The 24,074-nt window shown below is 62.8% G+C and carries 22 protein-coding genes and 3 pseudogenes; 11 read left to right on the top strand and 14 right to left on the bottom strand.

What is annotated here, in order from left to right:
- Window positions 1-24: 24 nt before the first annotated feature.
- A pseudogene (locus tag BMW76_RS10710) lies at window positions 25-1,062 on the bottom strand (NAD(P)/FAD-dependent oxidoreductase); the annotation flags it as partial.
- On the opposite strand from BMW76_RS10710, the pseudogene BMW76_RS41075 reads away from it, so the two are divergent.
- The 6 genes and pseudogenes from BMW76_RS41075 to BMW76_RS10680 form a co-directional block, all read left to right on the top strand.
- A pseudogene (locus BMW76_RS41075) lies at window positions 1,057-1,599 on the top strand (isocitrate/isopropylmalate family dehydrogenase); the annotation flags it as partial. The pseudogenes BMW76_RS10710 and BMW76_RS41075 overlap by 6 nt on opposite strands.
- Window positions 1,600-1,642: 43 nt before the next feature.
- Window positions 1,643-3,115, top strand: coding sequence for an NAD-dependent succinate-semialdehyde dehydrogenase (locus BMW76_RS10700; protein WP_090865100.1), 1,473 nt, complete (start codon window positions 1,643-1,645; stop codon window positions 3,113-3,115).
- Complete coding sequence (locus BMW76_RS10695) at window positions 3,112-4,089, top strand: M14 family metallopeptidase (protein WP_090865099.1); 978 nt, start codon at window positions 3,112-3,114, stop codon at window positions 4,087-4,089. Before BMW76_RS10700 ends, BMW76_RS10695 begins: the two co-directional genes overlap by 4 nt.
- A gap of 40 nt (window positions 4,090-4,129) precedes the next feature.
- Window positions 4,130-4,474: a cupin domain-containing protein gene (locus tag BMW76_RS10690; protein WP_090865098.1), complete on the top strand. Its 345-nt coding sequence runs from the start codon at window positions 4,130-4,132 to the stop codon at window positions 4,472-4,474.
- A gap of 248 nt (window positions 4,475-4,722) precedes the next feature.
- Window positions 4,723-5,733 carry an ABC transporter substrate-binding protein gene (locus tag BMW76_RS10685; protein WP_090865097.1) on the top strand — a complete coding sequence of 337 codons (1,011 nt, stop codon included), beginning with the start codon at window positions 4,723-4,725 and terminating at the stop codon, window positions 5,731-5,733.
- A gap of 115 nt (window positions 5,734-5,848) precedes the next feature.
- A complete protein-coding gene (locus tag BMW76_RS10680; protein WP_090865096.1) occupies window positions 5,849-7,534 on the top strand; it encodes a GMC family oxidoreductase in 1,686 nt (561 codons plus the stop codon).
- Between the two features lie 115 nt (window positions 7,535-7,649).
- Here BMW76_RS10680 and BMW76_RS10675 read toward each other — a convergent pair whose 3' ends face one another.
- From BMW76_RS10675 to BMW76_RS10650, 6 genes are all read right to left on the bottom strand, one after another.
- Window positions 7,650-9,077 (bottom strand): aldehyde dehydrogenase family protein, encoded by a 1,428-nt coding sequence (locus BMW76_RS10675; protein ID WP_090865095.1) that lies wholly within the window; start codon window positions 9,075-9,077, stop codon window positions 7,650-7,652.
- Between the two features lie 19 nt (window positions 9,078-9,096).
- Complete coding sequence (locus BMW76_RS10670) at window positions 9,097-9,894, bottom strand: ABC transporter permease (RefSeq protein WP_090865094.1); 798 nt, start codon at window positions 9,892-9,894, stop codon at window positions 9,097-9,099.
- Window positions 9,891-10,760, bottom strand: coding sequence for an ABC transporter permease (locus BMW76_RS10665; RefSeq protein ID WP_407668931.1), 870 nt, complete (start codon window positions 10,758-10,760; stop codon window positions 9,891-9,893). Before BMW76_RS10665 ends, BMW76_RS10670 begins: the two co-directional genes overlap by 4 nt.
- Before the next feature lie 38 nt (window positions 10,761-10,798).
- Window positions 10,799-12,130, bottom strand: a complete 1,332-nt coding sequence (locus BMW76_RS10660; protein ID WP_090865092.1) for an NAD(P)/FAD-dependent oxidoreductase — start codon at window positions 12,128-12,130, stop codon at window positions 10,799-10,801.
- 2 nt (window positions 12,131-12,132) lie between these two features.
- Window positions 12,133-12,843 (bottom strand): HAD-IA family hydrolase, encoded by a 711-nt coding sequence (locus BMW76_RS10655; RefSeq protein ID WP_090865230.1) that lies wholly within the window; start codon window positions 12,841-12,843, stop codon window positions 12,133-12,135.
- Window positions 12,844-12,913: 70 nt separating this feature from the next.
- The gene (locus BMW76_RS10650) at window positions 12,914-13,990 is read right to left on the bottom strand and encodes an ABC transporter ATP-binding protein (protein WP_090865091.1); all 1,077 of its coding nucleotides are present in this window, start codon (window positions 13,988-13,990) and stop codon (window positions 12,914-12,916) included.
- Between the two features lie 101 nt (window positions 13,991-14,091).
- Between BMW76_RS10650 and BMW76_RS10645 the strand changes: the two genes are divergently transcribed.
- The 3 genes and pseudogenes from BMW76_RS10645 (at window position 14,092) to BMW76_RS10635 (ending at window position 16,270) form a co-directional block, all read left to right on the top strand.
- Window positions 14,092-15,063 (top strand): LysR family transcriptional regulator, encoded by a 972-nt coding sequence (locus BMW76_RS10645; protein ID WP_090865090.1) that lies wholly within the window; start codon window positions 14,092-14,094, stop codon window positions 15,061-15,063.
- Between the two features lie 498 nt (window positions 15,064-15,561).
- Window positions 15,562-15,750, top strand: a pseudogene (locus BMW76_RS10640) (YgaP family membrane protein); the annotation flags it as partial.
- 73 nt (window positions 15,751-15,823) lie between these two features.
- Window positions 15,824-16,270 (top strand): RNA polymerase sigma factor, encoded by a 447-nt coding sequence (locus BMW76_RS10635; RefSeq protein ID WP_245763176.1) that lies wholly within the window; start codon window positions 15,824-15,826, stop codon window positions 16,268-16,270.
- Window positions 16,271-17,619: 1,349 nt separating this feature from the next.
- Here the strand turns inward: BMW76_RS10635 and BMW76_RS42770 are convergent.
- Genes BMW76_RS42770 through BMW76_RS10610 form a run of 4 tightly spaced genes read right to left on the bottom strand, consistent with a single transcriptional unit; the run spans window position 17,620 to window position 19,929 of the window.
- The gene (locus BMW76_RS42770; protein WP_177200352.1) at window positions 17,620-17,853 is read right to left on the bottom strand and encodes a helix-turn-helix domain-containing protein; all 234 of its coding nucleotides are present in this window, start codon (window positions 17,851-17,853) and stop codon (window positions 17,620-17,622) included.
- A 39-nt stretch (window positions 17,854-17,892) separates the two neighbouring features.
- The gene (locus tag BMW76_RS10620; protein ID WP_245763170.1) at window positions 17,893-18,192 is read right to left on the bottom strand and encodes a hypothetical protein; all 300 of its coding nucleotides are present in this window, start codon (window positions 18,190-18,192) and stop codon (window positions 17,893-17,895) included.
- Window positions 18,193-18,241: 49 nt separating this feature from the next.
- A complete protein-coding gene (locus BMW76_RS10615) occupies window positions 18,242-19,081 on the bottom strand; it encodes an MFS transporter (protein WP_245763169.1) in 840 nt (279 codons plus the stop codon).
- Window positions 19,078-19,929, bottom strand: a complete 852-nt coding sequence (locus BMW76_RS10610; protein ID WP_090865086.1) for a class I SAM-dependent methyltransferase — start codon at window positions 19,927-19,929, stop codon at window positions 19,078-19,080. Before BMW76_RS10610 ends, BMW76_RS10615 begins: the two co-directional genes overlap by 4 nt.
- Before the next feature lie 82 nt (window positions 19,930-20,011).
- On the opposite strand from BMW76_RS10610, the gene BMW76_RS10605 reads away from it, so the two are divergent.
- Window positions 20,012-20,989, top strand: a complete 978-nt coding sequence (locus tag BMW76_RS10605) for a LysR family transcriptional regulator (protein ID WP_090865085.1) — start codon at window positions 20,012-20,014, stop codon at window positions 20,987-20,989.
- A 278-nt stretch (window positions 20,990-21,267) separates the two neighbouring features.
- Here BMW76_RS10605 and BMW76_RS10600 read toward each other — a convergent pair whose 3' ends face one another.
- Both BMW76_RS10600 and BMW76_RS10595 read right to left on the bottom strand, forming a co-directional pair.
- Window positions 21,268-22,113, bottom strand: coding sequence for an isocitrate lyase/PEP mutase family protein (locus BMW76_RS10600; protein WP_090865084.1), 846 nt, complete (start codon window positions 22,111-22,113; stop codon window positions 21,268-21,270).
- A 142-nt stretch (window positions 22,114-22,255) separates the two neighbouring features.
- Window positions 22,256-22,681 (bottom strand): OsmC family protein, encoded by a 426-nt coding sequence (locus BMW76_RS10595; protein WP_087737290.1) that lies wholly within the window; start codon window positions 22,679-22,681, stop codon window positions 22,256-22,258.
- 331 nt (window positions 22,682-23,012) lie between these two features.
- Here BMW76_RS10595 and BMW76_RS10590 point away from each other — a divergent pair, with 331 nt between their 5' ends.
- Complete coding sequence (locus BMW76_RS10590; RefSeq protein ID WP_407668930.1) at window positions 23,013-23,324, top strand: DUF4148 domain-containing protein; 312 nt, start codon at window positions 23,013-23,015, stop codon at window positions 23,322-23,324.
- Window positions 23,325-23,495: 171 nt separating this feature from the next.
- On the opposite strand, the gene BMW76_RS10585 is transcribed toward BMW76_RS10590, so the two are convergent.
- Window positions 23,496-24,050 (bottom strand): carboxymuconolactone decarboxylase family protein, encoded by a 555-nt coding sequence (locus tag BMW76_RS10585; RefSeq protein WP_090865083.1) that lies wholly within the window; start codon window positions 24,048-24,050, stop codon window positions 23,496-23,498.
- Between the last annotated feature and the right edge of the window lie 24 nt (window positions 24,051-24,074).

Here is a 24,074-nt window from a genome sequence, read left to right as displayed (position 1 = left end):
TCTCCTCCACAAGGGAGTTGTTCGTCAGTAGAAGACGTCTTTGATCCGGAAGTACGCGCCGACAAGCGGCAGAAACCACGGTTTGCCCGTGTGTCCCGGAATCGCGCGCCACTCGAAGTCTCGCCAGGGATTCCCTTCAGAATTCCCGGCCATCACCTCGGCCATCACCTGACCCATGTGCGTTGACATCTGCGTGCCGTGGCCACTGTAGCCCATCGAGAAATAGATGCCGTCGTGTTGGCCGGCGCGCGGCAGACGGTCCGCCGTGATATCGACAAGACCGCCCCAGCAATAGTCGATGCGCGCATTGGCAAGGCTCGGGAACATATGCGCGAGGTTCGCCTGCAGGATACGGCCGCTTTTTTCGTCCGAGGGCTGCTCCGATGCCGTAAACCGTGCACGTCCACCGAATAGCAACCGTGAATCGGGCGTGATGCGGAAGTAGTTGTGCATCAGGCGGCTCGTCGCGTACGAGCGGCGATTTGGCAACAGCCGGGCGAGGTCCTCCGCAGGCAACGGTTCCGTCACAATGATGAATGAACCGACCGGTGCCATGCGCCGGCGGTACCGGCCGAACGGTCCATGGCGGGATGGGCCTGTCGCAATCAATACCTGCTGCGCGCGTAGCGTTCCACGTGCAGACTCGATTCGGTACACACTGCCGGACTTGTCAATGGACGTGACGGCCGCGTGCTCGAAAAGCCGCGCACCGTTGCGGACGGCCGCGTTCGCTAGCCCGACCGCGAATTTCCCCATGTGCATCTGCCCGCCGTGCTTGTGTAGCAGACCGCCGTAGAAACCATCAGATACGACTTCACTCCGAATACGCTCGCGCGGGACGATTTCCACATCGGGATCGACTTCGCGGTGGATCAGCTCGGCCGTATGCTCGAGGTGCGCCATGTGTTGCGGCTTCGCAGCCAGCTTCAGCTTGCCCGATGCAAGATAGTCGCAGTCGATCTGCTCTTCGCGTATCAGCCGCTCCACCGTAGCGACCGCGTCGGCATATGCGCGATAGCAACCTTGCGCGCGCTCGATGCCCAATTGCTGGCGTAGCGCCGCGCGAAGAAGATCACGGTGGCGACGAAGAGCAACGGCATCTCGATCAGCATGCCGTGGTGGGACGCGCGCGCCGCCGAAATGGCCGCGCGTTATCCCGACGTGAAGTGGGACAAGCAGCACATCGACATCCTGTGCGCGCGCTTCGTGCTGAATCCCGACCGCTTCGACGTGGTGGTCGCGACCAACCTGTTCGGCGACATCCTGTCGGACCTGGGTCCCGCGTGTACCGGCACGATCGGCATTGCGCCGTCGGCGAACATGAATCCGGACCGCACATTCCCATCGCTGTTCGAGCCCGTGCACGGCTCCGCGCCCGACATCGCGGGCAAGGGGATCGCCAACCCCATCGCGATGATCTGGTCGGCGGCAATGATGCTCGATTTTCTCGGCAACCGTCAGGGCAGCGAACGCGAGGCGCACGACGCGATCCTCGCCGCGATCGAAGCCGTGCTCAAGGACGGCCCGCATACGGGCGATCTCGGCGGCAAGGCCAACACCGCCGAAGTGGGCGCCGCGGTCGCGCACCGGCTCGCGTGATGCACGCCGCCTCATGCCGTCTGATATGCAAAGGAGTGTTCTGATGACAAAGCGATACGTGTTGAGCGAACTGATCCGCAGCGACAATTTCATCGACGGTAAATGGGTTGCGTCAGCGGGCGGCAAGCGTTTCGACGTCACCGATCCGGCGACGGGCAACGTGATCGCACAGGTCGCCGACAGTGACGCCGCCGACGCCCGCGCCGCCACCGATGCCGCCGCGCGCGCATTCCCCGGCTGGCGCGACACGCTGCCGAGGGACCGCGCAGCCGTGCTGCACCGCTGGCATGCGCTGATGGTCGAGAACGCCGATGCGCTCGGCCGCCTGATCTCGCTAGAGCAAGGCAAGCCGTTCGCCGAAGGCCGTGGCGAAGTGATGTACGGCGCGTCGTATGTTGCGTGGTTCGCCGACGAAGCGACGCGCATCTACGGCGACATCATTCCGCAGCAGCAGCGCGGCAAGCGCATGAGCGCGATCAAGGAACCCGTCGGCATCGTCGCCGCGATCACGCCGTGGAATTTCCCGCTGGCGATGATCGCGCGGAAGATCGCGCCCGCGCTCGCGGCGGGCTGCACGGTCGTCGGCAAGCCCGCCGAGGACACGCCCCTCACCGCGCTCGCGCTCGTGATGCTCGCGCATGAAGCAGGCGTGCCGGCGGGCGCGCTGAACCTGATTTCGGCTTCGCGCGAGAACGCGGTGCCCGCCGTCGCGGACTGGCTCGGCGACAGCCGCGTGCGCAAGATCACGTTCACGGGGTCGACGCCTGTCGGCAAGTATCTGGCGCGAGAATCGGCGGGGACGCTGAAGAAGCTGTCGCTGGAACTCGGCGGCAATGCGCCTTTCATCGTGTTCGACGACGCCGATCTCGACGCCGCCGTCGCGGGCCTGCTCGCGTCCAAATTCCGCAACGGCGGGCAGACCTGCGTGTGCCCGAATCGCGTCTATGTGCAGTCGGGCGTGTACGAGCGTTTCGCCGATCTGCTGGCGACGCGCGTCGCCGCGCTCAAGGTTGCGCCCGCCACCGATCCCGCCGCGCAGATCGGCCCGATGATCAACGCGCGCGCCATCGACAAGATCGCGCGGCACGTCGACGACGCCGTGAGCCGCGGCGCACGCGTGCTGACGGGCGGCAAGCGCTTACCGGAACTCGGCCCGACTTACTACGCGCCCACCGTGCTCGCCGATGCAACGCCCGAGATGCAACTTAGCTGCGAAGAAACCTTCGGACCTGTGGTGCCGCTGTTCCGTTTCGACGACGAAGAGCAAGCGCTCCGCGCCGCCAACGACACGCCGTTCGGCCTCGCGTCGTACTTCTACAGCCAGGACGTGCGGCGCATCGACCGCGTCGCGCGACAACTCGAAGCGGGCATCGTCGGCATCAACGAAGGTGCGCTCGCGAGCGAAGCCGCGCCGTTCGGCGGCGTGAAGGAATCGGGCTATGGCCGCGAAGGCTCCAGGTACGGCCTCGACGACTACCTGTCGATCAAATATCTCTGCCAGGGCGGACTCGAATGAGCGCGCACGCGTATCCAATCGAACTCGCGTTTCCCGACATCTCGGCGCACGAACGCAGCGACACGGGCATCGCATACGTGCATACCTTCGATTCGGGCGTCGACGGTCCGCACGTGATGATCAACGCGCTTACGCACGGCAACGAAGTGTGCGGCGCGATCGTCGTCGATGCGCTGCTGCGCGCGAAGCTGCGTCCAAAGCGCGGCAAGCTGACGCTCGCGTTCGCGAACGTCGATGCGTATGCGCGCTTCGATCCGTCGACACCCGATGCGGCGCGCTTCGACGATCAGGACTTCAACCGCGTGTGGACGGCGCAAATGCTTGACAACACCGCACTCGATTCGAGCGAACTGCGCCGTGCACGCGCAATGCGGCCCGTGATCGATAGCGTCGATCTGCTGCTCGACCTGCATTCGATGCATGAGAAGAGCAAGCCGTTGATCGTCGCGGGGCCGCTCGATAAAGGCATCGCGCTGTCGGAGAAGCTCGGCACGCCCGCCACGGTGATCTGCGACGAAGGTCATCCCGAAGGCCGCCGCATGCGTGATTACGAAGGCTTCGGCGATCCGCAGAGCGCGAAGAACGCGCTGCTGATCGAATGCGGCCAGCATTGGGAAGCGAGCGCGGTGGCCGTCGCGCGCGATGTGACGGCGCGCTTTTTGATGCTGTCGGGCGTCGTCGACGAAGCGGATCTGTGTGATGGCTGGCTCATGCCGTTGCGCGACGAAATGCTGATCGTGCGCGTGACAGAGCCCGTCGTCGCGAAGAGCCTCGACTTCCGCTTCGCCGATAACTACACCGGGCTCGAAGTGTTTCCCGATGCAGGCAGCGTGATCGCATGGTCGGAAGGCGAAGCCGTGCGCACGCCGTATCCCGACTGCATGCTCGTGATGCCGTCGCTCAGGCAGTTGCGCGCGGGCGTGACCGTCGTGCGGCTCGGGAAGATCGAGCGGCGCATCACGCGGGCGCCATAACGTGTATGGCCCTTCCAACCATCGTCAACGAAAACACGAGATGAAAGTCCAGCAGATCAAACAGAGCATCGCCTTGCAGGGTCTGGAAGACTGGGGCCCGGTCGGTCTTCCGGGCACGCCGGAGATCAGGGTATCGGGCGTGCGGAAGGTGATACGCGGCAGCGAGTCGATCGACACGGGCATCTTCGAATGCACGCCCGGCACCTACCGCCGCTCGGTCAAGCAAGCCGAGGTCATGCACTTCCTGAGCGGCCGTGGCCGCTTCACACCCGACGGCGAAGACACCGTCCATTTCACGGGCGGCGACACGCTGTTTTTCGAAGCCGATACAGAAGGCACATGGGAAGTCGAAGAGACGATGCGCAAGGTCTACGTGATCTTCTGACGGCATGCGATTGGTAGGAGCCCTGGTGACATGCGCAGCAAGCGTCTGACATAACACCACGTCATGGGGACTCCAACAATTCCGGCGTTGCTCCGTCGAAATTGACTCACTATATTTTCAATCAATCCCGTGCTGTTTTGCTTCCAGTAACAAGCCGGCGGCCCAACAGCACGACCTGGAAGATGTCTTCGCTTTAACCGTGTCGAGGAAAAGTCGTGATCAACATAGCCAGGTTTCGCCCGTTAGCAATGACCGTCGCGTTGAGCATCGCGGGCATGGCGCCCGCCTTCGCGGCGGGAAAAATCACCTTCGTCTCGCAAGGCGGCACATATCAGGAAGCCCAGACCAAGGCGATCCTCGACCCTGCCGCGAAACAGTTGGGCATCACGATCAGCCAGGACAGCATTCCCGACGCCTGGCCGCAGATCAAGGCGCAAGGCGCGACGGGCAAGCCGATCTGGGACGTGGTCGATACGCCGACATCGAACTGTCTGCGGGGCGGCCGCGAAGGTCTGCTGGAAAAGCTGGACTTCTCGAAGATCCCGAATGCGGCGTCGGTGCCGGAAAAATATCGCACGCCCTACTCGGTCGCCTATGAGTTCTATTCGACCGTCATCGGCTACAACAAAAAGAACCTCAAGAAAGTGCCGCAAAGCTGGAAGGACTTCTGGGACGTGAAGAACTTCCCGGGCACGCGCGCGCTTCGCAACGATCCGCAGACCGTGCTCGAAGCGGCGCTGCTCGCGGATGGCGTGTCGCGCGACAAGCTCTATCCGCTCGACGTCGATCGCGCGTTCAAGAAGCTTCAGCAGATCAAGCCGGACATTACCGTGTGGTGGACGTCGGGCGGCCAGTCGGCGCAACTGCTGCACGACGGCGAAGTCGACATGACGATGATCTGGAACGGCCGCGCGAGCGCCGTAAAGAAGGATGATCCCGATGTGGATTTCACGTTCAACGACGGCATTCTGCAGAACACGCAGTTGTGCGTGCTGAAGAACGCGCCGAATCTGCCCGAAGCGATCCAGTTCATCAACGCCGCTGTGTCGCCGGAGTTGCAAGCCAATTTGCCGCTCTATATCGACTACGGGCCCGGCAATCCCGCTGCGTTCAAGACGGGCAAGATCACGGCGAAGCGCGCCAGCGAGTTGCCGAGCTCGCCGGAAAACGCTCAGAAGCAGGCGTTGATGTCCGAAGAATGGTGGGCATCCGATGCCGGCATTCAGGCAAAAGCGCGCTGGCTGAAGTTCATGCAGTAAGCAGGCCGTCGTCCATCATCATTCAGGCGCCCGCGGGAACGTCGTTCGTTGCGGGCGCTTTTCATTTCATCGGCTCGCGCGCCGTTGTTGAACCGCGCGCCTCATACGATTCGACGTGATCGACTATCTGATTCTGGGCGGTGGATCGGCTGGATGCGTGCTGGCCGCGCGACTTTCCGAAGACGCCAGCAAGCGCGTGTGTCTGATCGAAGCGGGCCGCGACATTTCGCAGACGACCATGCCCGATGCGATCCGCAGCCGCTATCCGGGCCGCGCCTATCTCGACACGAACAACATCTGGCAGCAACTGAAGGCGCGCATGAGCGCGCCTGCGGCGCTGCGCCGCTATGAACAGGCGAAGCTGCTAGGCGGAGGCTCGGCGATCAACGCGTTGATGGCCAATCGCGGCGCGCCCGCCGATTACGACGAATGGGAAGCGCTCGGCGCGCGCGGTTGGAACTGGCAAGCGTGTTTGCCCTACTTCCGCAAGCTCGAATCCGATTGCGATTTCGACGGCGAACTGCATGGCGCGATCGGGCCCGTGCGAATTCAGCGCACGGCGTGGGCGCGCATCTCGCCGTTCGTGCGAGCGGTGCTCGGCACGTTGCAAGCGCACGGCCATGCGCTGCGTGACGATCAGAACGGTCCGTGGGAAGACGGCGCGTTCATTGGCTCCATTGCAGTGAGCGCGGCGGGCGAACGCATTCCGACTTCTGTCTGCTATCTCAGCGACACTGTGCGCGCGCGCAAGAACCTGTCGATTCGCACGGGCCTTGTGGTCGAGCGGATTCTGTTCGATGGGCGGCGCGCGACGGGCGCGCGCATTCTGCGTGCCGATGGTTCGCACGAAGACGTGCGCGCCGCGCGCGTGATCGTCAGCGCGGGCGCGATTCATAGTCCCGCACTGTTGCTCAGAAGCGGCGTCGGTCCCGCCAGCGATCTCGCGGCGCTCGGCATCGAGGTGCGCGCGGATCGCGCGGGCGTAGGACGCAACCTGATGGAGCATCCGTCGATTGCCGTGTCGGCATTTCTGCCGCGCGTCGCCCGCACGCCGTTTCCCGACGAGCATCACGAGCAGGCCATCGTGCGCTTTTCTTCGGGGCTGCCCGATACGGTGCCCGGCGACATGCACGGCGCAATCCTGTCGCGCTCGGGATGGCATTCGGTCGGCTATCGGCTCGGGACGATCTTCTTCTGGGTCAACAAGTCGTATTCGCGCGGGCAGGTGAAGCTCGCGTCGGCGAGTCCGTTCGAGGAGCCGCACGTCGACTTCGCGATGCTGTCGGACGCGCGCGACCTCGAACGGTTGAAGCTCGCGTTGCGCTTCGGCGAGCGGACGCTGGGCGCGCCTTCGATGGCCGCGCATCGGGATATCGTGTTCCCGTCGAGCTATTCGCCGCGTGTTGCGGCCGTGGCCGTGCCGGGCGTGTGGAATGCTCTCCAGCGCGGCGCATTGAGCGCGCTGCTCGATATCGCGGGGCCGTTGCGTGGGTCGCTGGTTCGCCGCGTGGTCACGCAGGGGGTGTCGATCGGAGAACTGCTGGCCGACGATGAGTCGATGACGGCGTATGTGACGCGCTCGGTCGGCGGAACGTGGCATCCGTCGGGGACCTGCCGGATGGGTGATGCACGCGATCCGCTGGCAGTGACGGATGCGGACGGCGCCGTGTACGGCGTGGAAGGACTGCATGTCTGCGATGCGTCTCTGATGCCGTCGATTCCGTGCGCGAATACGAATGTGCCGACGATTATGGTGGCCGAGAGAGTCGCGGATCTGCTTAAGCGCCGCGTGGTGCTCTGAGGCAAAGCATACGCACGAAGTTACGCACCGCCAACCGTCCCGCTCATCGTGAGCAGTTCGCTTCGCGGCGCCATGCGGGTACCACCCTATAAGCGGGCTTACCTTCGTACTCTCTTCAGCCCCCAAACCCCACGATCCCTTTCACCTCAAGGAACGCTTCGAGTCCCCACTCCCCATATTCCCGGCCATTCCCCGACTGCTTATACCCGCCGAACGGCGAGCCTGCATCCCACGCCGGATAGTTCAGATACACACTGCCCGCGCGCATCCTGAACCCGACTCGCCGCGCCCGCTCGACATCCGCCGACTGCACGTAGGCCGCAAGCCCGAACGGCGTATCGTTGGCGATGGCAATCGCCTCGTCTTCATCGCGATACGGCATGATCGCGAGCACAGGCCCGAAGATTTCCTCGCGGGCGATCGTCATCGACGGCGTCACGTTCGCGAATACGGTCGGCTTCACGAAGTATCCGCGCGTCATTCCATCGGGGCGCCCCAGGCCGCCCGTCACCAGCTGCGCCCCTTCGTCGATGCCGATGCCGATCAGACGCTGCACGCGTCCATACTGCACTTCACTGACCACGGGGCCCATCGTCGTATCCGGCGCATCGGCGGCGCCCACGCGCTGCGCGTTCGCCGCGCGTCTCGCGATATCGACCGCTTCGTCATGACGCGACGCGGGCACGAGCATCCGCGTCGGCGCATTGCACGACTGCCCGCTATTGCCGAAGCATGAATTGACGCCCGCCGTGACAGCCGCTTCGAAATCGACGTCGTCGAGCAGAATGTTCGCCGACTTGCCGCCCAGTTCCTGATGCACGCGCTTGACAGTCGGCGCCGCAAGCTTCGCGACCTCGACACCGGCGCGCGTCGAACCCGTGAACGACACCATATCGACATCGGGATGACTGCACAGCGCGGCGCCCACGGTCGGCCCGTCGCCGTTTACCAGATTGAACACACCAGCGGGCACGCCGGCGGCATCGACAATCTCCGCGAACAGCACCGCATTGAGCGGCGACACCTCGCTAGGCTTCAGCACCATCGTGCAGCCTGCTGCAATCGCGGGCGCCACCTTGCAGACGATCTGATTGATCGGCCAGTTCCACGGTGTAATCAACGCGACGACACCGACGGGTTCGTGATTGATCAGCGTCGTGCCACGCTTGCGCTGCCATTCGAACGTCTCGCACGCGCGCAGCACTTCTTCCAGATGACGCTTGCCGAGTGCCGCTTGCCACGCGCGAGAGAGCGTCGCAGGCGCGCCGATTTCGCGCATGATCGTGGCGGCCATCTCGTCATAGCGTTCGAGATACGCATCGAGAATGCGCCGGATCAGCGCGACGCGTTCCTCAGGCTGCGTGAGGGAAAACGATGCGAACGCGCGCTTCGCTGCCGCAACCGCATGATTGACGTCCTGCGGATTGCCGAGCGCCACTTCGGCGAACGGCTCTTCGGTGCAAGGATCGATGACGGGCAGACGCGCTGTGCCGGACGGCTCGACCCACGCGCCGTCGATATAGAACTTCAGTGAATTGGACATCCCGTTTCCCAGAAAGAAATCAGGCCCGCGCGACGGTCGACGAGCGACGGCTCACGACGACGATCATCACGAGACACAATGTCAGCGCCGTCAGCATCGTGCTGATCGCGGCAATGGTCGGATCGATCTCGTCGCGCAGCGTGACGAACATGCGCCGCGTCAGCGTCTGGTTCGAGCCGCCCGAAATGAACAGCGCAACCACTGTTTCATCCAGCGCCTGAATGAACACGAACACCGCACCGGAGATGACGCTCGCCTTGATCTGCGGCAGCGTCACCGCCATGAAGCTGCGAAAACGGTTCATGCCGAGACTGCGCGCGACCATCTCCTGCGTGCGGTCGAAGGTTCGCAAGTCCGCGCCGACCGAGATCAGCACATACGGCAGCCCCAGCATCGTATCGGCGACGATCAGCCCGCCCAGCGTGTTCACGTATCCCGCTTGCGTGAACACGAAGAACACGCCCACCGCGACGATGATGATGGGGACCATCAAAGGCAGCATCAGCAGCGTGCGCAGATACTTCATCGACCAGTGCGAGCCGTGCTGAATCCCATACGCAGCGGCGATGCCGAGCGGCGTCGCGATCAGCGCGGCGCATACGGAGGCCGTCAACGTGACGCGCGCCGCTTCGATCCATGCGGGATTGTCGAAGAACGAGTGATACCAGCGCAGCGAATACGCAGGCGGCGGGAACGTCATGAAACGCGTATCGGAGAACGATAGCGGCACGACGATCACCACGGGCAACATCAGGAACACGAGGATCAGCACCACGCCCGCGCCGAGCGTGAACCTTCCGAACGAGATCTTGTTCATTTGGCGCCCAGGGTCTTTTCGAGTGGAATCACGCGGCTCGCGGCATAGAAGATCGCGAACACGCAGATCAGCAGCACCACACTCACCGCGCTCGCCGCGCCCCAACTGTTGTAGATCTCGACGTTGCGGCTCACGACCATCGAGACCATGATCGACTTGCCGCCGCCCATCAGTTCAGGCGTGATGTAGAAGCCGAGACACAGCACGAACACGAGCGTCACGCCCGCCACGACGCCGCTCATCGACAACGGCAGGAACACGCGCCAGAACACATGCAGCGGCGAACCGCCGAGGCTCGCGCCCGCCTGCGACAGGTTGACGGGAATCTTCTGCATCGCGGAGTAAAGCGGCAGCACCATGAACGGCAGCAGGATATGCACCATCGCGATGATCGTGCCGAACTGGTTATAAGCAAGCTGCATGGGCCGGTCGATCAGTCCCATCGACATCAGCGCCTTGTTCACGAGCCCCGTGCGTTGCAGCAGCACGAGCCACGCATAGGTGCGCACGAGCACGCTGGTCCAGAACGGCAGGATCACCATGCCGAGTATCAGCGCGCTCCATTTCGGCGGGACGGATGCCGCGAAATACGCGACGGGATAGCCGAGCAACAGCGTAATGCCTGTCACGATGAAGCTCAGCCTGAACGTCAGCAGGAAGGTGTCGAGATAGGTGCCTGTAAAGATGCGCCGATAGTTGGCGAGCGTGAACGCCCCATCGTGATAGACCGACTGCCACGAAAGCCATGCGAGCGGCAACACGAGCAGCACCACGACGACGAGCAGCGCAGGCCCCATCAGCAGCAGCATTGCGCGGTCTTCGCGCCGCTGATGTCGAACCGACGGATCGATCGTAGCGGCCTGCATTACGGTCTGTTCCTGAAATACCCGTTTGACTGTCGTCATCATGCACCCACGGCGTCGAGAAACTGATACCACGCAGCGACGAGTCGAACGCCCGGCGCGCGCAGCGAATGAAGCGGCACGGGCCGCAAGCCTTCCTGCCCCAGCAAAGCCAGCTCGGGCTTTTCGCCGAGCGCGAGCGCGGCCGCATGCTGGCCGATCAGGCTCGCCATCGCGACGCCCGCTCCGTTATACCCGAGACAGAAGGTCGTGACATCATCGCTGCGCCCGACATGCGGCAACGCGTTGAAGGTCATCCCCACGTAGCCCGACCACCGGTACTCGACCTCCACGCCCGCGAGATCGGGAAAGAGTGCGATCATCGCGCGCTGCAACGCGTCGAAGCCCGTTGCCTGTCCCTCCTTGCCGAACGCATCGCGCCCGCCGAACAGCATGCGCCCGTCAACCTTGCGAAACCACTTCATCATGCGGCGCGTCTCGGTGTAGCTCCGACGATTGACCATCAGCTTCGCATCGAGCTCAGGCGACAATTTTTCCGTCGCTATCATCGCGCTGCGAAACGGCACGAGCTCGCGTTGATAGGGAGAGGTAGCGTCAGTGAGATTCGAGTAGGCATTGGTCGCGACGATCACCTGCTTCGCGCGCACGGTGCCGCCGGGCGCGCGAAGCATGACCCCTTCCTGCACGCGCTTCATGTCGAGAACCGGCGTCGATTCGTAGATAGGGACGCCGCGCGCTGTCAGGCCACGTGCAATGCCGCGCACGTACTCGAGCGGCAGGATCGTGCCCGCGTCGGCGCTCAGCACGCCACCGACAAAACCCTTCGATCCCGTCTCGTGCGTCACCTCCTCGCGCGAGAGAACCGTCATCGACGTATCGTCCAATTGCGTGCGCACCCAGTCGGCTTCGGCGCGAATCGACGCGAACGCGCGCTCCGTGTGCGCGCAACGAAGGCTGCCTGTGTGTTCGAAGCTGGCGCGCCCAATCTTGAACTCGTCGACGAACTGTTCGACGGCGCGCACGCCGTCATGCGCGAGCCGATGCATGCGCTTCGCGGTGTCGAGATCGTACGCGCTGGCAATCGACGGAAACGATAGACGGAACTTGGACGACACCACGCCGCCATTGCGCCCGCTCGCGCCCCAGCCAACGGGGTTCGCGTCGAACACCGCGCACTCGGTCCCGCGCTTTTGTAACGCGTACGCCGCCGCGAGCCCGGAGTACCCCGCGCCGATGATCGCCACATCGACGATCAGATCGCGCGCGAGCGGCGAGCCCGTGCTGACGGGCGCGTGCATGACGGGCGGACGCGCAGCCATCGCCCGCCAGAGCGAATCCGGCTGCGGCCTGTGCGGTGTCGTGGGCGCGAGCATGATCAGGCGGCGCGCGCTTCGGCTTCGACAGCATCCGCGAGCGCGGCGAGCGTCGCGAACCTGAACGTCGGCTGGGTGACGTTTTCGGGAACGGGCGTTGCGCCGAAACCCTTCATGCCCTGGCGACGCTCGATCCAGCAGGTCGCGTAACCCAGCTTCGTCGCGATGCCGATGTCGTGATACTGGCTCTGCGCAGTATGCAGGATCTCGTTGAACTTGTAGCCGAACGCAGCCTGACGTCCGCGGTTATAGGCGAAGAACTGCGGATCGGGTTTCGCGACGCCCGTTTCGTCGCAACACACGGTGTCGTCGAACGGATCGTCGAGCGTGTGCGCATACGCCGATAGCGCGACGCGATCCGCATTCGTCATCGCGACGAGACGATAGTGCTTGCGCAGGCGCTTCAACGCAGTGACGGAATCCTCGAACGCGGGCCAGTCGAGCACGTCGCGCTGGAATGCAGCGGCCGATTGCGCATCGTCGGGCAAGCCAAGCTCTTTCGCGAGATACAGATACACGTTCGCCATCTCGTGGCTCGAACGGCCGGGATATGTCGCGCGGCCGCGCATGTACGGCTCGAAGATCTCGTCGTCGGTCAGGTCTTTCCCTTTCGTGCCGCCCAGACGCCGTACGGACGCGAGCACGCCCTTCTCGAAGTTGATTAGCGTGCCGACAACATCGAACGTCAGAACCTTGAAATCGGTGAGCTTCATTTGCATCATCCCTTTGCAGTTTGCGTGAATCGCGTAAGACAGAATGCCCGTGCACAGGCGGCGAGAAAAATCAGGCGGACACGACGATCGTGTCCTGAGGATCGAGCGCGACGGTCATCTGCGCGCCCGGCGATGGAATGCGCCGGCGCGCTTCGTGGCTGCCGGGCTGTCTCAGGCTGATGGCCGTGCCGTCGCCGAGCGAGGCGAACACGCGCAAGCTCTCACCCTGGTACAGCACTTCCGTGACACGGCACGACAGACGGTTGGCGCCTGGGTGCACATCGCCGCCGTCAATCACGAGCTTTTCAGTCTGCACCGCGAGCAACAGCTTTTCACCGCGTGGCAGCCGATGCGCGGTGCGCAACACGGCATCGCCGAGACGCACGGCATCGTCGCCGGCGCGGCTCACGTCGAGCAGCGTCGCTTCGCCAATGAAGCTCGCGACGAACGCGTCGCAGGGCCGGTCATAGAGGCGCTCGGGCGTGTCGATCTGCACGAGCCTGCCGTCCTTCAATACGGCGACGCGGTCGCTCATCGTGAGCGCCTCGCGTTGATCGTGCGTGACATTGATAATGGTCGCGCCGAGTTTGCGATGCAGGCGGCGCAGCTCGATCTGCATGGTTTCGCGCAGCTGCTTGTCGAGCGCGGAGAGCGGTTCGTCCATCAGGATCAGTTGCGGCTCGAACACCATCGCGCGCGCGAGCGCCACGCGCTGACGCTGGCCGCCCGACAACTGGCTGATGTTGCGAGACTCGTAGCCGCTCAGTTCCACCATGGCGAGCGCATCGGCAACTTTCTTCGGCCAGCTCGCCTTCGGCTCCCGGCGCGCGCGCAACGGAAAGGCCACGTTCTCGCCGACCGTCATGTGCGGAAACAGCGCATAGTTCTGGAACACGATGCCGATGTTGCGTTTGTGCGGCGGCACAAACGTAACGTCGCGCTCGCCGACCCAGACCGCGCCGGAGGTCGGCTGAACGAAGCCGCCCAGGATGCCGAGCAGCGTCGTCTTGCCCGAACCGGACGGCCCGAGCAGCGACACGAATTCACCGGGTGCGATATCGAGCGACACGTCGTCCAGCGCGACCACCGGACCGTAACGCTTCGTTGCCGACCGGATCGATACTCCCGTTTTCGCTCGTGCGTCCATTGCGTATCTCTCGCTGGAAAGGGGTGGCCTGAGAAAAAATATAAGTCCCGTTCTTTTTGACGGCAATTCCCAAATTGTTGGATCGGGCATAACATCAGGTCATGCCAAACCTTCGCAGGAAACTCCCGAGCGCCAATGCGCTGTTTGTGTTCGAAGCGGCCGCCCGTTGCGGCAACTTCACGCGCGCGGCGCAGGAGCTATATGTGAGCCAACCCGCCGTGAGCCGCATGCTGGCGCGCATGGAGGACCATATCGGCGTACGTCTGTTCGAGCGTGTCCGCGGTGGCATTGAGCTGACCGAAAGTGGCAGGATTCTGTACCGCGCGATCTCGGATGGCTTCAATGGGATCGAAAACGCAATCAGGGAAATCGAGGCCCGTGCGACGGGTGTCGAGACGGTCATGCTGTCGGTATCGACGGGCTTCACCACGCACTGGCTGATGCCGCGCATGGGCCGCCTGAATCAGGCTTTTCCCAATATCGACTTGCGCTTTCAGCTGATATCGGGGCGCATCGGCGGTCCGCTCAACGATGTCGATCTCGGCATGCGCTTTCTGCACGATGGGGAGATCGACGAGAACGCGGTGCTGGTGATGCCCGAAACGCTCTTGCCCGTATGCAACCAGCGCTACCAGGAGATTTCGCAGACTGACGCGGGCCGCCAACACGGCGACACAGTCATCGTAATGGACGACGAGCAGCGCGGCTGGCACGAACGCTTCGACGCGTTCGCCGGACACGCACGGCACGTCGCCAGCATGCTGAGCTTCAGCGACTATGCGATCGTCGTGCAGGCCGCCCTGCTTGGCCAGGGCATGGCGCTGGGCTGGCTCAATGTAGTGTCGCACTGGCTGGCGCAAGGGGCATTGCTGCCTGCCGAAGAAGAGATCATCGTGATGAACCGGCGCTGCTGTCTGGTGACGCCAGCCAGCAAACCGCTACGGCCTTTCGTCGCGAATGTGCGCGACTGGCTGATCGAAGAGATGTGCAACGATTTGCGTATCGTCGAGAAGAAGTACCCTGGGCTAAGGTTGCGGGAAACCATGGAGCAGAAGGGGCTCAAATTCGGGTAAACGGCAGCTTTTCGTCTGCCGCGCTGGTTGTCTTTTGCGTTTGTGCTGCCATCCGCGCATGGGCCTACGCCGCGGATGCGAGGCAGAACAAAGATGACCCGGCTAAAACTCATTGGCGATTTCCCTCACCTCGCCCCTCGCGCATTCTGCAGAAACATGCCCGGCCTCATGCCCGCCGGCCTTCGCGCTGCCCGATCACCGGCTCGGCCTACGCGTGGCAGTACCGTCCATCGCCAATGCGCGTTTGTAAGCGGCCATACGGCGTCCTGAGCACATTCATCGCGCCGCCCGGCAAAGGAGGCCCGAGCAGCACGGCCATATCATGTCTACGAACGCGCTTGCGGTGTCACAACGAGCCGATTACACCCGCTAAAAAGACAAACAAAAATAAATCGGGTCGCGAACCGATTTGCGTTGTCGCTGCCTCTTAGCTTCCGGAGAGGTCGTCTCTCACCTTGATAAAGGAAGCAAAACAAGTTTTACGTCAAGAATGTTCCAGGCTGGGAGCGCGTTCTCCGTATCATTCCAGGTGTTGTCGGGGCGGCGCTTTCAATCGTGTTTCTCAAGGGAGTCGCCGGAGTTATCGGAGCGCTGGCAGCCGCAGGCATCACCATTTCCGGTCTGGTCGGGTTCTGCCCTGCCTGTGCGATGGTGGGTCGGCGCCTCGCGAGACACCAGAAGCGGTGATATGCCCGTCGACGAACAAAAGCAGGCAGCAATCGACGCAGCAGGTTAAGGTGAGCCCGTCGCGCTCGAGCGCCTGCTGCGCCTCTTTCAGCCAGACATACGCCGCTATGCGCAGCGCAATTGCTTTATTTCGGACGTCGACGATGCAGTCCAGGAAGTGCTGCTCATCGTCGCACCCAAGTTCGAGTCGGTTCCCGCCGCCGCCGCATTCTCGGGCTGGCTCTTCAGCGTGGTACGCCACGAATGCAGGCGACTCGGTCGCAAGGCATTGAACTTCGATCCTTACAACGAAGAGGATGTCGATCGATGCCTGGCGCAGCACGACACCGATTCGCTGCGCCGTGAACTCATCGAGGCACTGCAGTCGCTGCCACCCGACTACCGCGACGTCCTCCTGCTCCGCGACTTTGAAGAACTCACGATCGGCGAGATCGCCGCGCGACTTTGTTTATCGGTCCCAGCGACAAAAAGCCGCCTGCATCGCGCGCGCAGTTTAGCGCGGGAATACCTGCTTGCCTGACCGCGACGACGCCACGCCTCGCGTATCTCTGCACATTCGGCATAGTGACGCCCATGAGAAATGGATCCAGCAACTTCGAGCATGTTTGTCGGCTGCTTGAACGAAGCGGACGCTTGAATGGTCCATCGAAGCGATGGACGAACGTCCCTTCAAGGGCGGGAGTACGCATTCACCCAACCTGCCGGAAAGACGCCATTGATCGCTACAGCGTCCGCTCCGGAGAACATTCGCTGAACTGGTGCTCGCGGCGGCCATCTCCGCGGCCGCTCGAATCGAACTGCGGAACTCCGAACATGGGTAGCGTGGTTCCTTAGCCGAGTCATCAACCGTCTCAAAGTGGCTGGCGGATCGCCGCAAAGCAACGAGGTTGTGCGCGGCAGAGGTATTGGGCAGAACTTCAGTCCGGTCGAACGGGAACTCGATACCGGTGTCATCTCCTGCCGATTACGTTCGCGTGCCGCTTGCCGGCACGGCTTCGGGGCTGCCAATGTGGCCTGGTAGAAAGCGAGCTACGGCATGCCATTGAGCGATGTAGACCGTCCTTGTCCGGACGACCGCCGCTGGTTCGCTTGATGAGCGCGGTGCAAGATCCTCCATTGATCTTTTCCGGGTGATTCTCTTTCACTAACTAGTCCAGGACTCGATGTTTAGGACAATACGCGCGACCGGGTTGTCGTCAGTGGTATTCGGAAAGAACTTAATCTGGGCGAACGTTGCGAGACTGAAAGCGACTACCACCAGCGTTGCCGACGCTGCGATGCGGTTGATGTATTTCACAATTACCTCTTTTTGATGGTGTAGCCAGGAACTGACGAAGCTCACAGGAGCGCCGAATCACCTACAGCGGCACGTCGGGACGCAACCCGTGCAAAGTCGGACACGGCCGTCGGATTGCACTTGCCGATCGGGAATGGAATGCGAGGAAAGGGCCAACTCAGACAGCTCAACTATAAATTGTTTATGGACCTGCTTGTATGCGGCAACCGGTCGCAACGGAGGCGCGTAATCTTTCGAGCGGTGTCTTATTTGGAAGGTGTTCAAAAGGCGCGTGGGCTCGGGTTTTCAATCCAGCGCGCGCCTGGCGCAACATATCCGAGCCCCAAATCTTCGAAATGACCGGAAAGCAAACCATGTTGTTAAGATAACCTTTCGTTTCTCAACAGCAGGGTCTTTCTGCATAACTTGACTATGCAATCTAAAGCTCAACATCCATTGTCATCAATCCGTGAGTAGCCTACACGCGTGCATTTCTTGACTCAGTAATAAGGACTTCAAATTTATTGTTTAATACGGGGCGCGCGCGGGCGATAGACCCGGAAGCGCCCATCAGAAAATGACCAACGGCAGAGTCATCTGCACCCAGTCGGTATTGTTTGTGCGCCAGCGGTTACAGTGTCGTCGCGAGCAGAACATATTTGCCAACGATGTGCACGGCGTTCCGTTGCGCGCGCGACTGACACGGTTGCGATGTGATGGCCACACTTGCGCAGTTCGAAAACGCGAATCCGCGGATTAATGATGTCGAGAAAAGGTGCCGAGTCTACCGTCGTGACGCTGCCACCGATGTCATCTGAAGGCTGCACGAGTCGCAGTGAACTGCGAAGTTTGAGCGAGCCGCGTCGCTATTCCCATTTTTCACCCGGAACGAACCGCCATTTAACGCGATAACTGGCAGCGCCCACTCCCGTCGCGAAGTCGCCATATGCGGCGAACATCGCGAAGCTGGCCGGGAGATCGGGACTGACGACGCCCGGCAGGGATGAAGGCCAGCCCGAAGAAACGGAAGCTGTGCAAGGTAGCGATCGCGCGTTGCGCTTCAAGTCCATCGATTTGAGCCTGGGCCAGACGTACACACCGAAGCAAGGCAGCCAGGTGACATACCCCAGAACGAGATGCAACCGGAAGAGAAGTTCAGGTGACATGTTGCCTCCTGTCAGCTGTTGCCTGGCGTATGGACGGAAAGGAAGAAGATCAGCCGGCACGTCGCCGGATCAGCTGGCGCAGCGACAGCGCGTGCAGCAGGATCGAGCCTGGCACCACGAAAGCAGGGGTCAGCACATCCGGATAAGCGCCGGCGCCAATGCCCGGCACATTCGGAACGATCAACTGGAAGCGGCCGGGCGAGGTGATCAGCCCCAAGGTAAGTGCAACTGCGAAATCGGCGAGGCCGAAGAGGTTCCAGGCGATCGCCGCCCTCCGCCCTTGCGCTGTACCGCTCGCCACGGCGATTGCCGCCAGCACGGCGGACAGGCCAGTCAGCACGTCGCCAATTCCCGCCGGCAACGCAAACACGCCGGGCAGCACCCCACGCAGCCATGCAGCAAGAGCCCAGCCGCCGAATACCCGGTAAAGCTGAAGAGCGACGAGCCAGCTCGCCGGCATCACGTCGAGCACCTGGCCCACCCGTTTCGACAACAGTAACAACGGCGCGCCGATCATCACCGGCAGGAAGATCGCCAACGGCAGCCACGGCACGGACCGCGGTGAAGCGTCGAGGTGAAAGACGCCATTGATCGCCGCGCTCCAGACGACCGCGAACCAGAGCGTGTCCGTGCCCATGATCGCAAGCCAGGTCGCGCGGCGTTGGTCGGGTGTCAGGTCCGTGCTTTCGAGGCCGAGCCACAGGCCGACCGCGATAAACGCATGAGCCATCAGCTGGTGGGCCGTGGTCGGAACGCCGCTGTCCGGGATAACCGGCTGCCAGTAGATCAACGCAATCCACAAGGCTGTCAGCGGGACGATCCAGAGCATGATGCGCCAGGCGGGACGCGGCGGAACGATACCAGCGGGAACGTGGGCGGTGCTCATCATTGGCGCTCCGGTTGAACCTGTGTCTTCGCGGATGCGGCCTCGAATACCCCGGTGAAGATGCCGAGTCGGCCTTCCATAAGACTTCGCGCGAGGTTCGCGGAAAGCTGTGCGAAGTCCGGCCCCATCACCACGCCGAGATTTGGCGAGGGCGGCGGCCCTGACGCACGCAGTTGCGCGAACCAGGCCTTGGCGGCCTCGGCGTCGTCCTGCCATACCAGCGTACGAAAGCCCGCCTGTTCGATCACCTCGCGCGTTGCATCGGCTGTCAGCAGAAAGCTTGTTGACGGCGTTCGTGCCCAGGGAACGGGATAGTACGGTTCGCCACCGTTTGCGACGACGTCGAACGTCGCAAACGTGCCGCCGGGCTTCAGCACGCGCGCTATCTCCCGGTAAAGGCGGGCGCGCCCGGATATGTTCATCGCCACGTGTTGCAGCAATACGGCGTCGAAATGGCTGCCGTCGAAGGGAAGTTCCAGCGCGCTGGCAGCATGGAACGACACCTGTTCGCTCTGCCCTGTTCGCCGGGTGAGATAGCGTGCGGCATCCACGAACGCTTCGCTGAGATCGATACCCGTCACGCGGCAGCCACAGGTTGCAGCGATCAGACGGGCCGGGCCGCCAACGCCCGAGCCGACGTCCAGCACCGACATGCCGGCGGTGATGCCAGCCAGTTTGGCAAGCTCGGCGGTCGCAGCGAACCCACGGGTGTGAAACTGGTCGAGCGCGACCAGTTGCTGCGGTGTGAGCGGCTGGTCCTCGGGTCCAAGAACCGCGAGCGCGGCCTTCAGCCGCCCGGTCAGGCCAGTCGCGCGATAGTGATCGCGCACACCATCAAGTGCATCAGTCATTGCAAGGCTCCTCACTCTGATTTGCACGTTAGATGTACCATCGTCTTGCGTGAACGACTATTCATCACAATGTTGATGGGCCATGAAGCAGAACTTCACAGTCAGACAGGGAGCGCTCGATGGTGTGGAGGCGTTCCTGAGCGTGGCCCAGCATCGGAGTTTCCGCAGGGCAGCCGCGGAACTTGGCGTGACGCCGTCAGCCATCAGTCAGGCGGTGCGTGTTTTGGAAACGCGCATTGGCGCAGCGCTCTTCATACGCACCACGCGTAGCGTTGGCCTCACGGAAGCAGGCGAACGGTTTCTCTCGCGCGCAAAGCCTGCCTTCGAGGAGCTTGTCGCTGCAAGCGAGATTGCGCGCGGACTCGGCCAGCGGCCCGCCGGATTGTTGCGTCTTTCCGTGCCGCGTGCGGTGGTGCCGATCCTGCTGGAGCCACTGATCGCATCCTTTTGCAAGGCCTATCCCGAAGTCGAGGTGGAGATCGCTGTCGGCAAGGAGTTGATCGATCTTGCAGCGGAAGGATTTGACGCCGGCATCCGGCTGGGTCAGTTCATCGCCGACGACATGATCGCGGTGCCGTTGACGCCACCGTTCCATCTCATCGTCGTCGGCAGCCCAGCCTACTTCGAAGGGCGCAGCAGGCCCAGCCAAACGGACGATCTGCGCCAGCACGCATGCCTGCGATGGCGGCGATCCAGCGGCGCGCTCGCGCTATGGTCATTCAACGATAACGACAACGGCAGCACGATCGAGATCGCCGTATCCGGCCCGCTCATCGCCAGTGACTTTCCCACCATGCTCGGCGCCGCGATCGAGGGGATAGGCCTTGCCCAGCTACCTGCGCCGATGGCCGCCGAGGCATTGAAAGCGGGGAAACTCGTGCAAGTGCTGGAGCCGTTCGCGCCGGTGATACCGGGTGTGTTTCTCTACTATCCAGGCCGCCGGCAGATCCTGCCGAAGCTCCGCGCATTCATCGATCACGTGAAGAGCCGCCCGGCAGGCGATAGAAAGGCCTGGATACAAGATGACGCCAGGCGTGCCGGGTCGAGCAAAAGACGGTGAGAGCCTGCGCGAATTCCGCGCATGAGACGGCGCTCGGCTCGTCTCCGATACGTCGTCCGTATCGGGCAAATGGCAGTTTCGGAAGCAGAAGGGACGCTCGAGCGTCAGACAACGGTTCAACGGTTGCCATGAACGGCCGTTGATGGGCCGAACCCCGCCGCCCATCCGCAAGCCGCGGCACGAAACGATGTGCGACGCTCATACCTGATCTAACAAACCTATCACTGTGGGTAATAACCTACGTTTTCGCAGTTAATTGATCACCGACATCGGTCCTGTCATCCGGCTCGGTCGGACTTGCGCACGGAAGCGAACAGATCGGTAATTTCCTTCATCGTCGCCGCTTCGCTGGTGTACGTGAACGTGCCGCGCTCGAGCATTTCCTTCGCCGCGCGCAGCATCGCGCCCAGCGCCGCGCGCGCGAGCGCCCCGCCCACGCTGATCCGCTTGACGCCGATCTGCGCGAGCTCTTCGATGGTAAACGGCATGCCCGCCATGCCCATCAGCACGTTGACGGGCCGGTCGACGGAGCTGACCACGGCGGCGATGTCCTCGCGCGTCTTCAGGCCAGGCGCGTAGAGCACATCGGCGCCCGCTTCCTGGAATGCTTGCAGGCGGCGAATCGTATCCGCGAGATCGGGGCGGCCCACGAGGTAATTTTCCGCGCGCGCCGTCAGCGTGAACGGAAACGGCAAAGAGCGCGCCACTTCGACGGCAGCGCGCACGCGCTCGACGGCATGCACGTGTGCGTAAATGGGATCGTCGGCGCGGCCCGTCGCGTCTTCGATTGAACCGCCCACGACGCCCGCCGATACCGCCTGGCGAATCGTCTCGGCGGCATCTTCCGGCGCGTCGCCGAAGCCGTTTTCGAGGTCCGCGCTGACGGGCAGATCCGTCGCCGGCGCAAGGTCGGCGAGATGCCGGATCATTTGCTCGCGGCCCACCGCGTTATCCGGCACGCCGCGCGAAAACGCGTAGCCCGCGCTCGTCGTCGCGAGCGCCTTGAAGCCGAGTGCTTCAAGCAGGCGCGCGGAACCGATGTCCCACGGATTGGGAATGACGAACGGATCGCTCGCCTCATGCAGCGCGCGAAACGCGCGCGCCTTGTCTGCCTGTGATGTCATGGCCGCTCCGTCGAAGGTTGAAGAGAAACCGCAGATGAGCCGCTTCGCGCGTGCAGGACTGGCGCGCACGCGCGAAGCGGGCAAGCAGGTGGAGCGCAGCGGCTTTCAAGCGAAAGAGCGCTGCGTTGCGCGCCGCGAATGCTCAGGTTTCGAGCTTCGCGTCCATCGTGATCGTCGCGTTCAATACCTTCGAGATCGGGCAGCCTGCCTTGGCATCCGCGGCCGCCTTGTCGAACGCGGCCTTGTCGCCGCCCGGAATCTTCACGACGACGTCGAGATGCGAAGCCGTCACCGCGAAGCCGCCGCCGTCCTTGTCGAGCGTGACCGTCGCCGTGGTGGCGATGCGCTCGGGTTTGATATTCGCCTTGCCGAGTTCCGCCGACAACGCCATCGAAAAGCATCCCGCATGTGCCGCCGCGATCAGCTCCTCGGGATTCGTGCCGATGCCGTTTTCGAAGCGCGTCGAGAACGAATACTGCGTGTCCTTGAGGACGCCGCTATCGGTTGAGATCGAACCCTTGCCGTCCTGCAGACCGCCCTGCCAGACTGCCGATGCCTTGCGCTTCATCAGACTCTCCCATCTCATGCCCGCTTCGTGCAGCGCGTCTCCAGCCACGATGCCTGCCGCGACGGTCTCGCCGGAATCCCGCGGCCCTGGCACCGGTCACGCGCGCCGCGCCGACAGCGTGGGCTTTAGGCGTGGACCGAAGCTTCATCATAGGCGGATATCCGTGGCGCTGCCGTGAAGCGCACGGAAGCGCGTTGAAGCGGCACGGCGCGCAGATTATCTCAATGGCAGCAAGAATATTTATCCAAACAGGCGCTTTTTTCATCACGTCCGCGGAAATACACTGGGTTCAACGGTTCGGAACACAGCATTCCAGCCGAACTCATCAACAATGTTCTCGGAGGTCACCATGAAATCGCTTCTTTCCGCAGTCGTTGTCGCATCGGCGCTGATCGTTCCCGCCGTCTCGTTCGCGCAGCAAGCCAATGGCCCCGTGACGCGTGCACAGGTTCAAGCCGAGCTGGTCGCCGCGCAGCAAAACGGCACGCTCGACCAGAACGACGTGTCGTATCCGAAGGCCACGCCTCAATTCGGCGCGTCGTCGCAGTCGTCGGAAGTCGGCGGCGTGACGGCTGGCTCGTCGCAATCGGGTTCGCGTCCGAGCGTCGAACAACGCATCTTCTCGACGTTCCGCGGCAACTAAGCTCAGAACTGAACGCGAACTGAGCGCAGCGTCGTGACGCGGCCGCGCGTGACGATTCATGCGCCGCCAGATGGACGAAGGCCCCGGCTGACGTGATACGTCAGCCGGGGCCTTTCTACGTTCGATACGGTTCGATACCGTTCGATGCCACTTGCTATCGAGGCATCGCGCTTATTCAGGGAACGGCAGCGAGTCCTGCCCTTGCGCGCGCATGCCGAACACGTTGAGCGTCATCGCGACCAGCGCATAGTAGCCGAGCAGCCCGACGAGATTGATCGTCGTTTCATGACCGAAGCGCTCGACGGCCTTCGCATACGTCGCATCTGACACGCGCTTCGCGTCGTACAGCTCGGTCGTGAACGCATAGATGAGCGCGTCGTCGGCATCGGCGAACGAAGGGACGCGGCCTTGCCGGATCGCTTCGGCATCTTCTGCGCGCACGCCCGCGTCGATGGCGATCGGATAGTGGATGAACCACTCGGCCTGCGCCTGCCAGCGCGATGCCGTCACGAGAATCGCCAGTTCCGACAGCCGCAGCGACAGGCCCGTCTTGTAGCGGCAGAACGCGCCGAGGCGCTGCGCGTGCTGCGCGAGTTCGGGGCTATGAATCCAGCCGAGGAACGGACCGTTCAGATTGCCGCGCGGGCCCGACAGGATTTCGTCGAGCACGGCTTTCTGTTCGGGCGACGCGCGGCTGGCGTCGAATGGTGGCAGACGGTTGGTCATCGCAAGTTCTTCGAGAGTGGGTTC

This window comes from Paraburkholderia diazotrophica, assembly GCF_900108945.1.
GTDB lineage: Bacteria > Pseudomonadota > Gammaproteobacteria > Burkholderiales > Burkholderiaceae > Paraburkholderia > Paraburkholderia diazotrophica.
The sequence above is the reverse complement of the archived record's forward strand: the minus strand, read 5'-3'. Positions and strand labels throughout refer to the sequence as shown.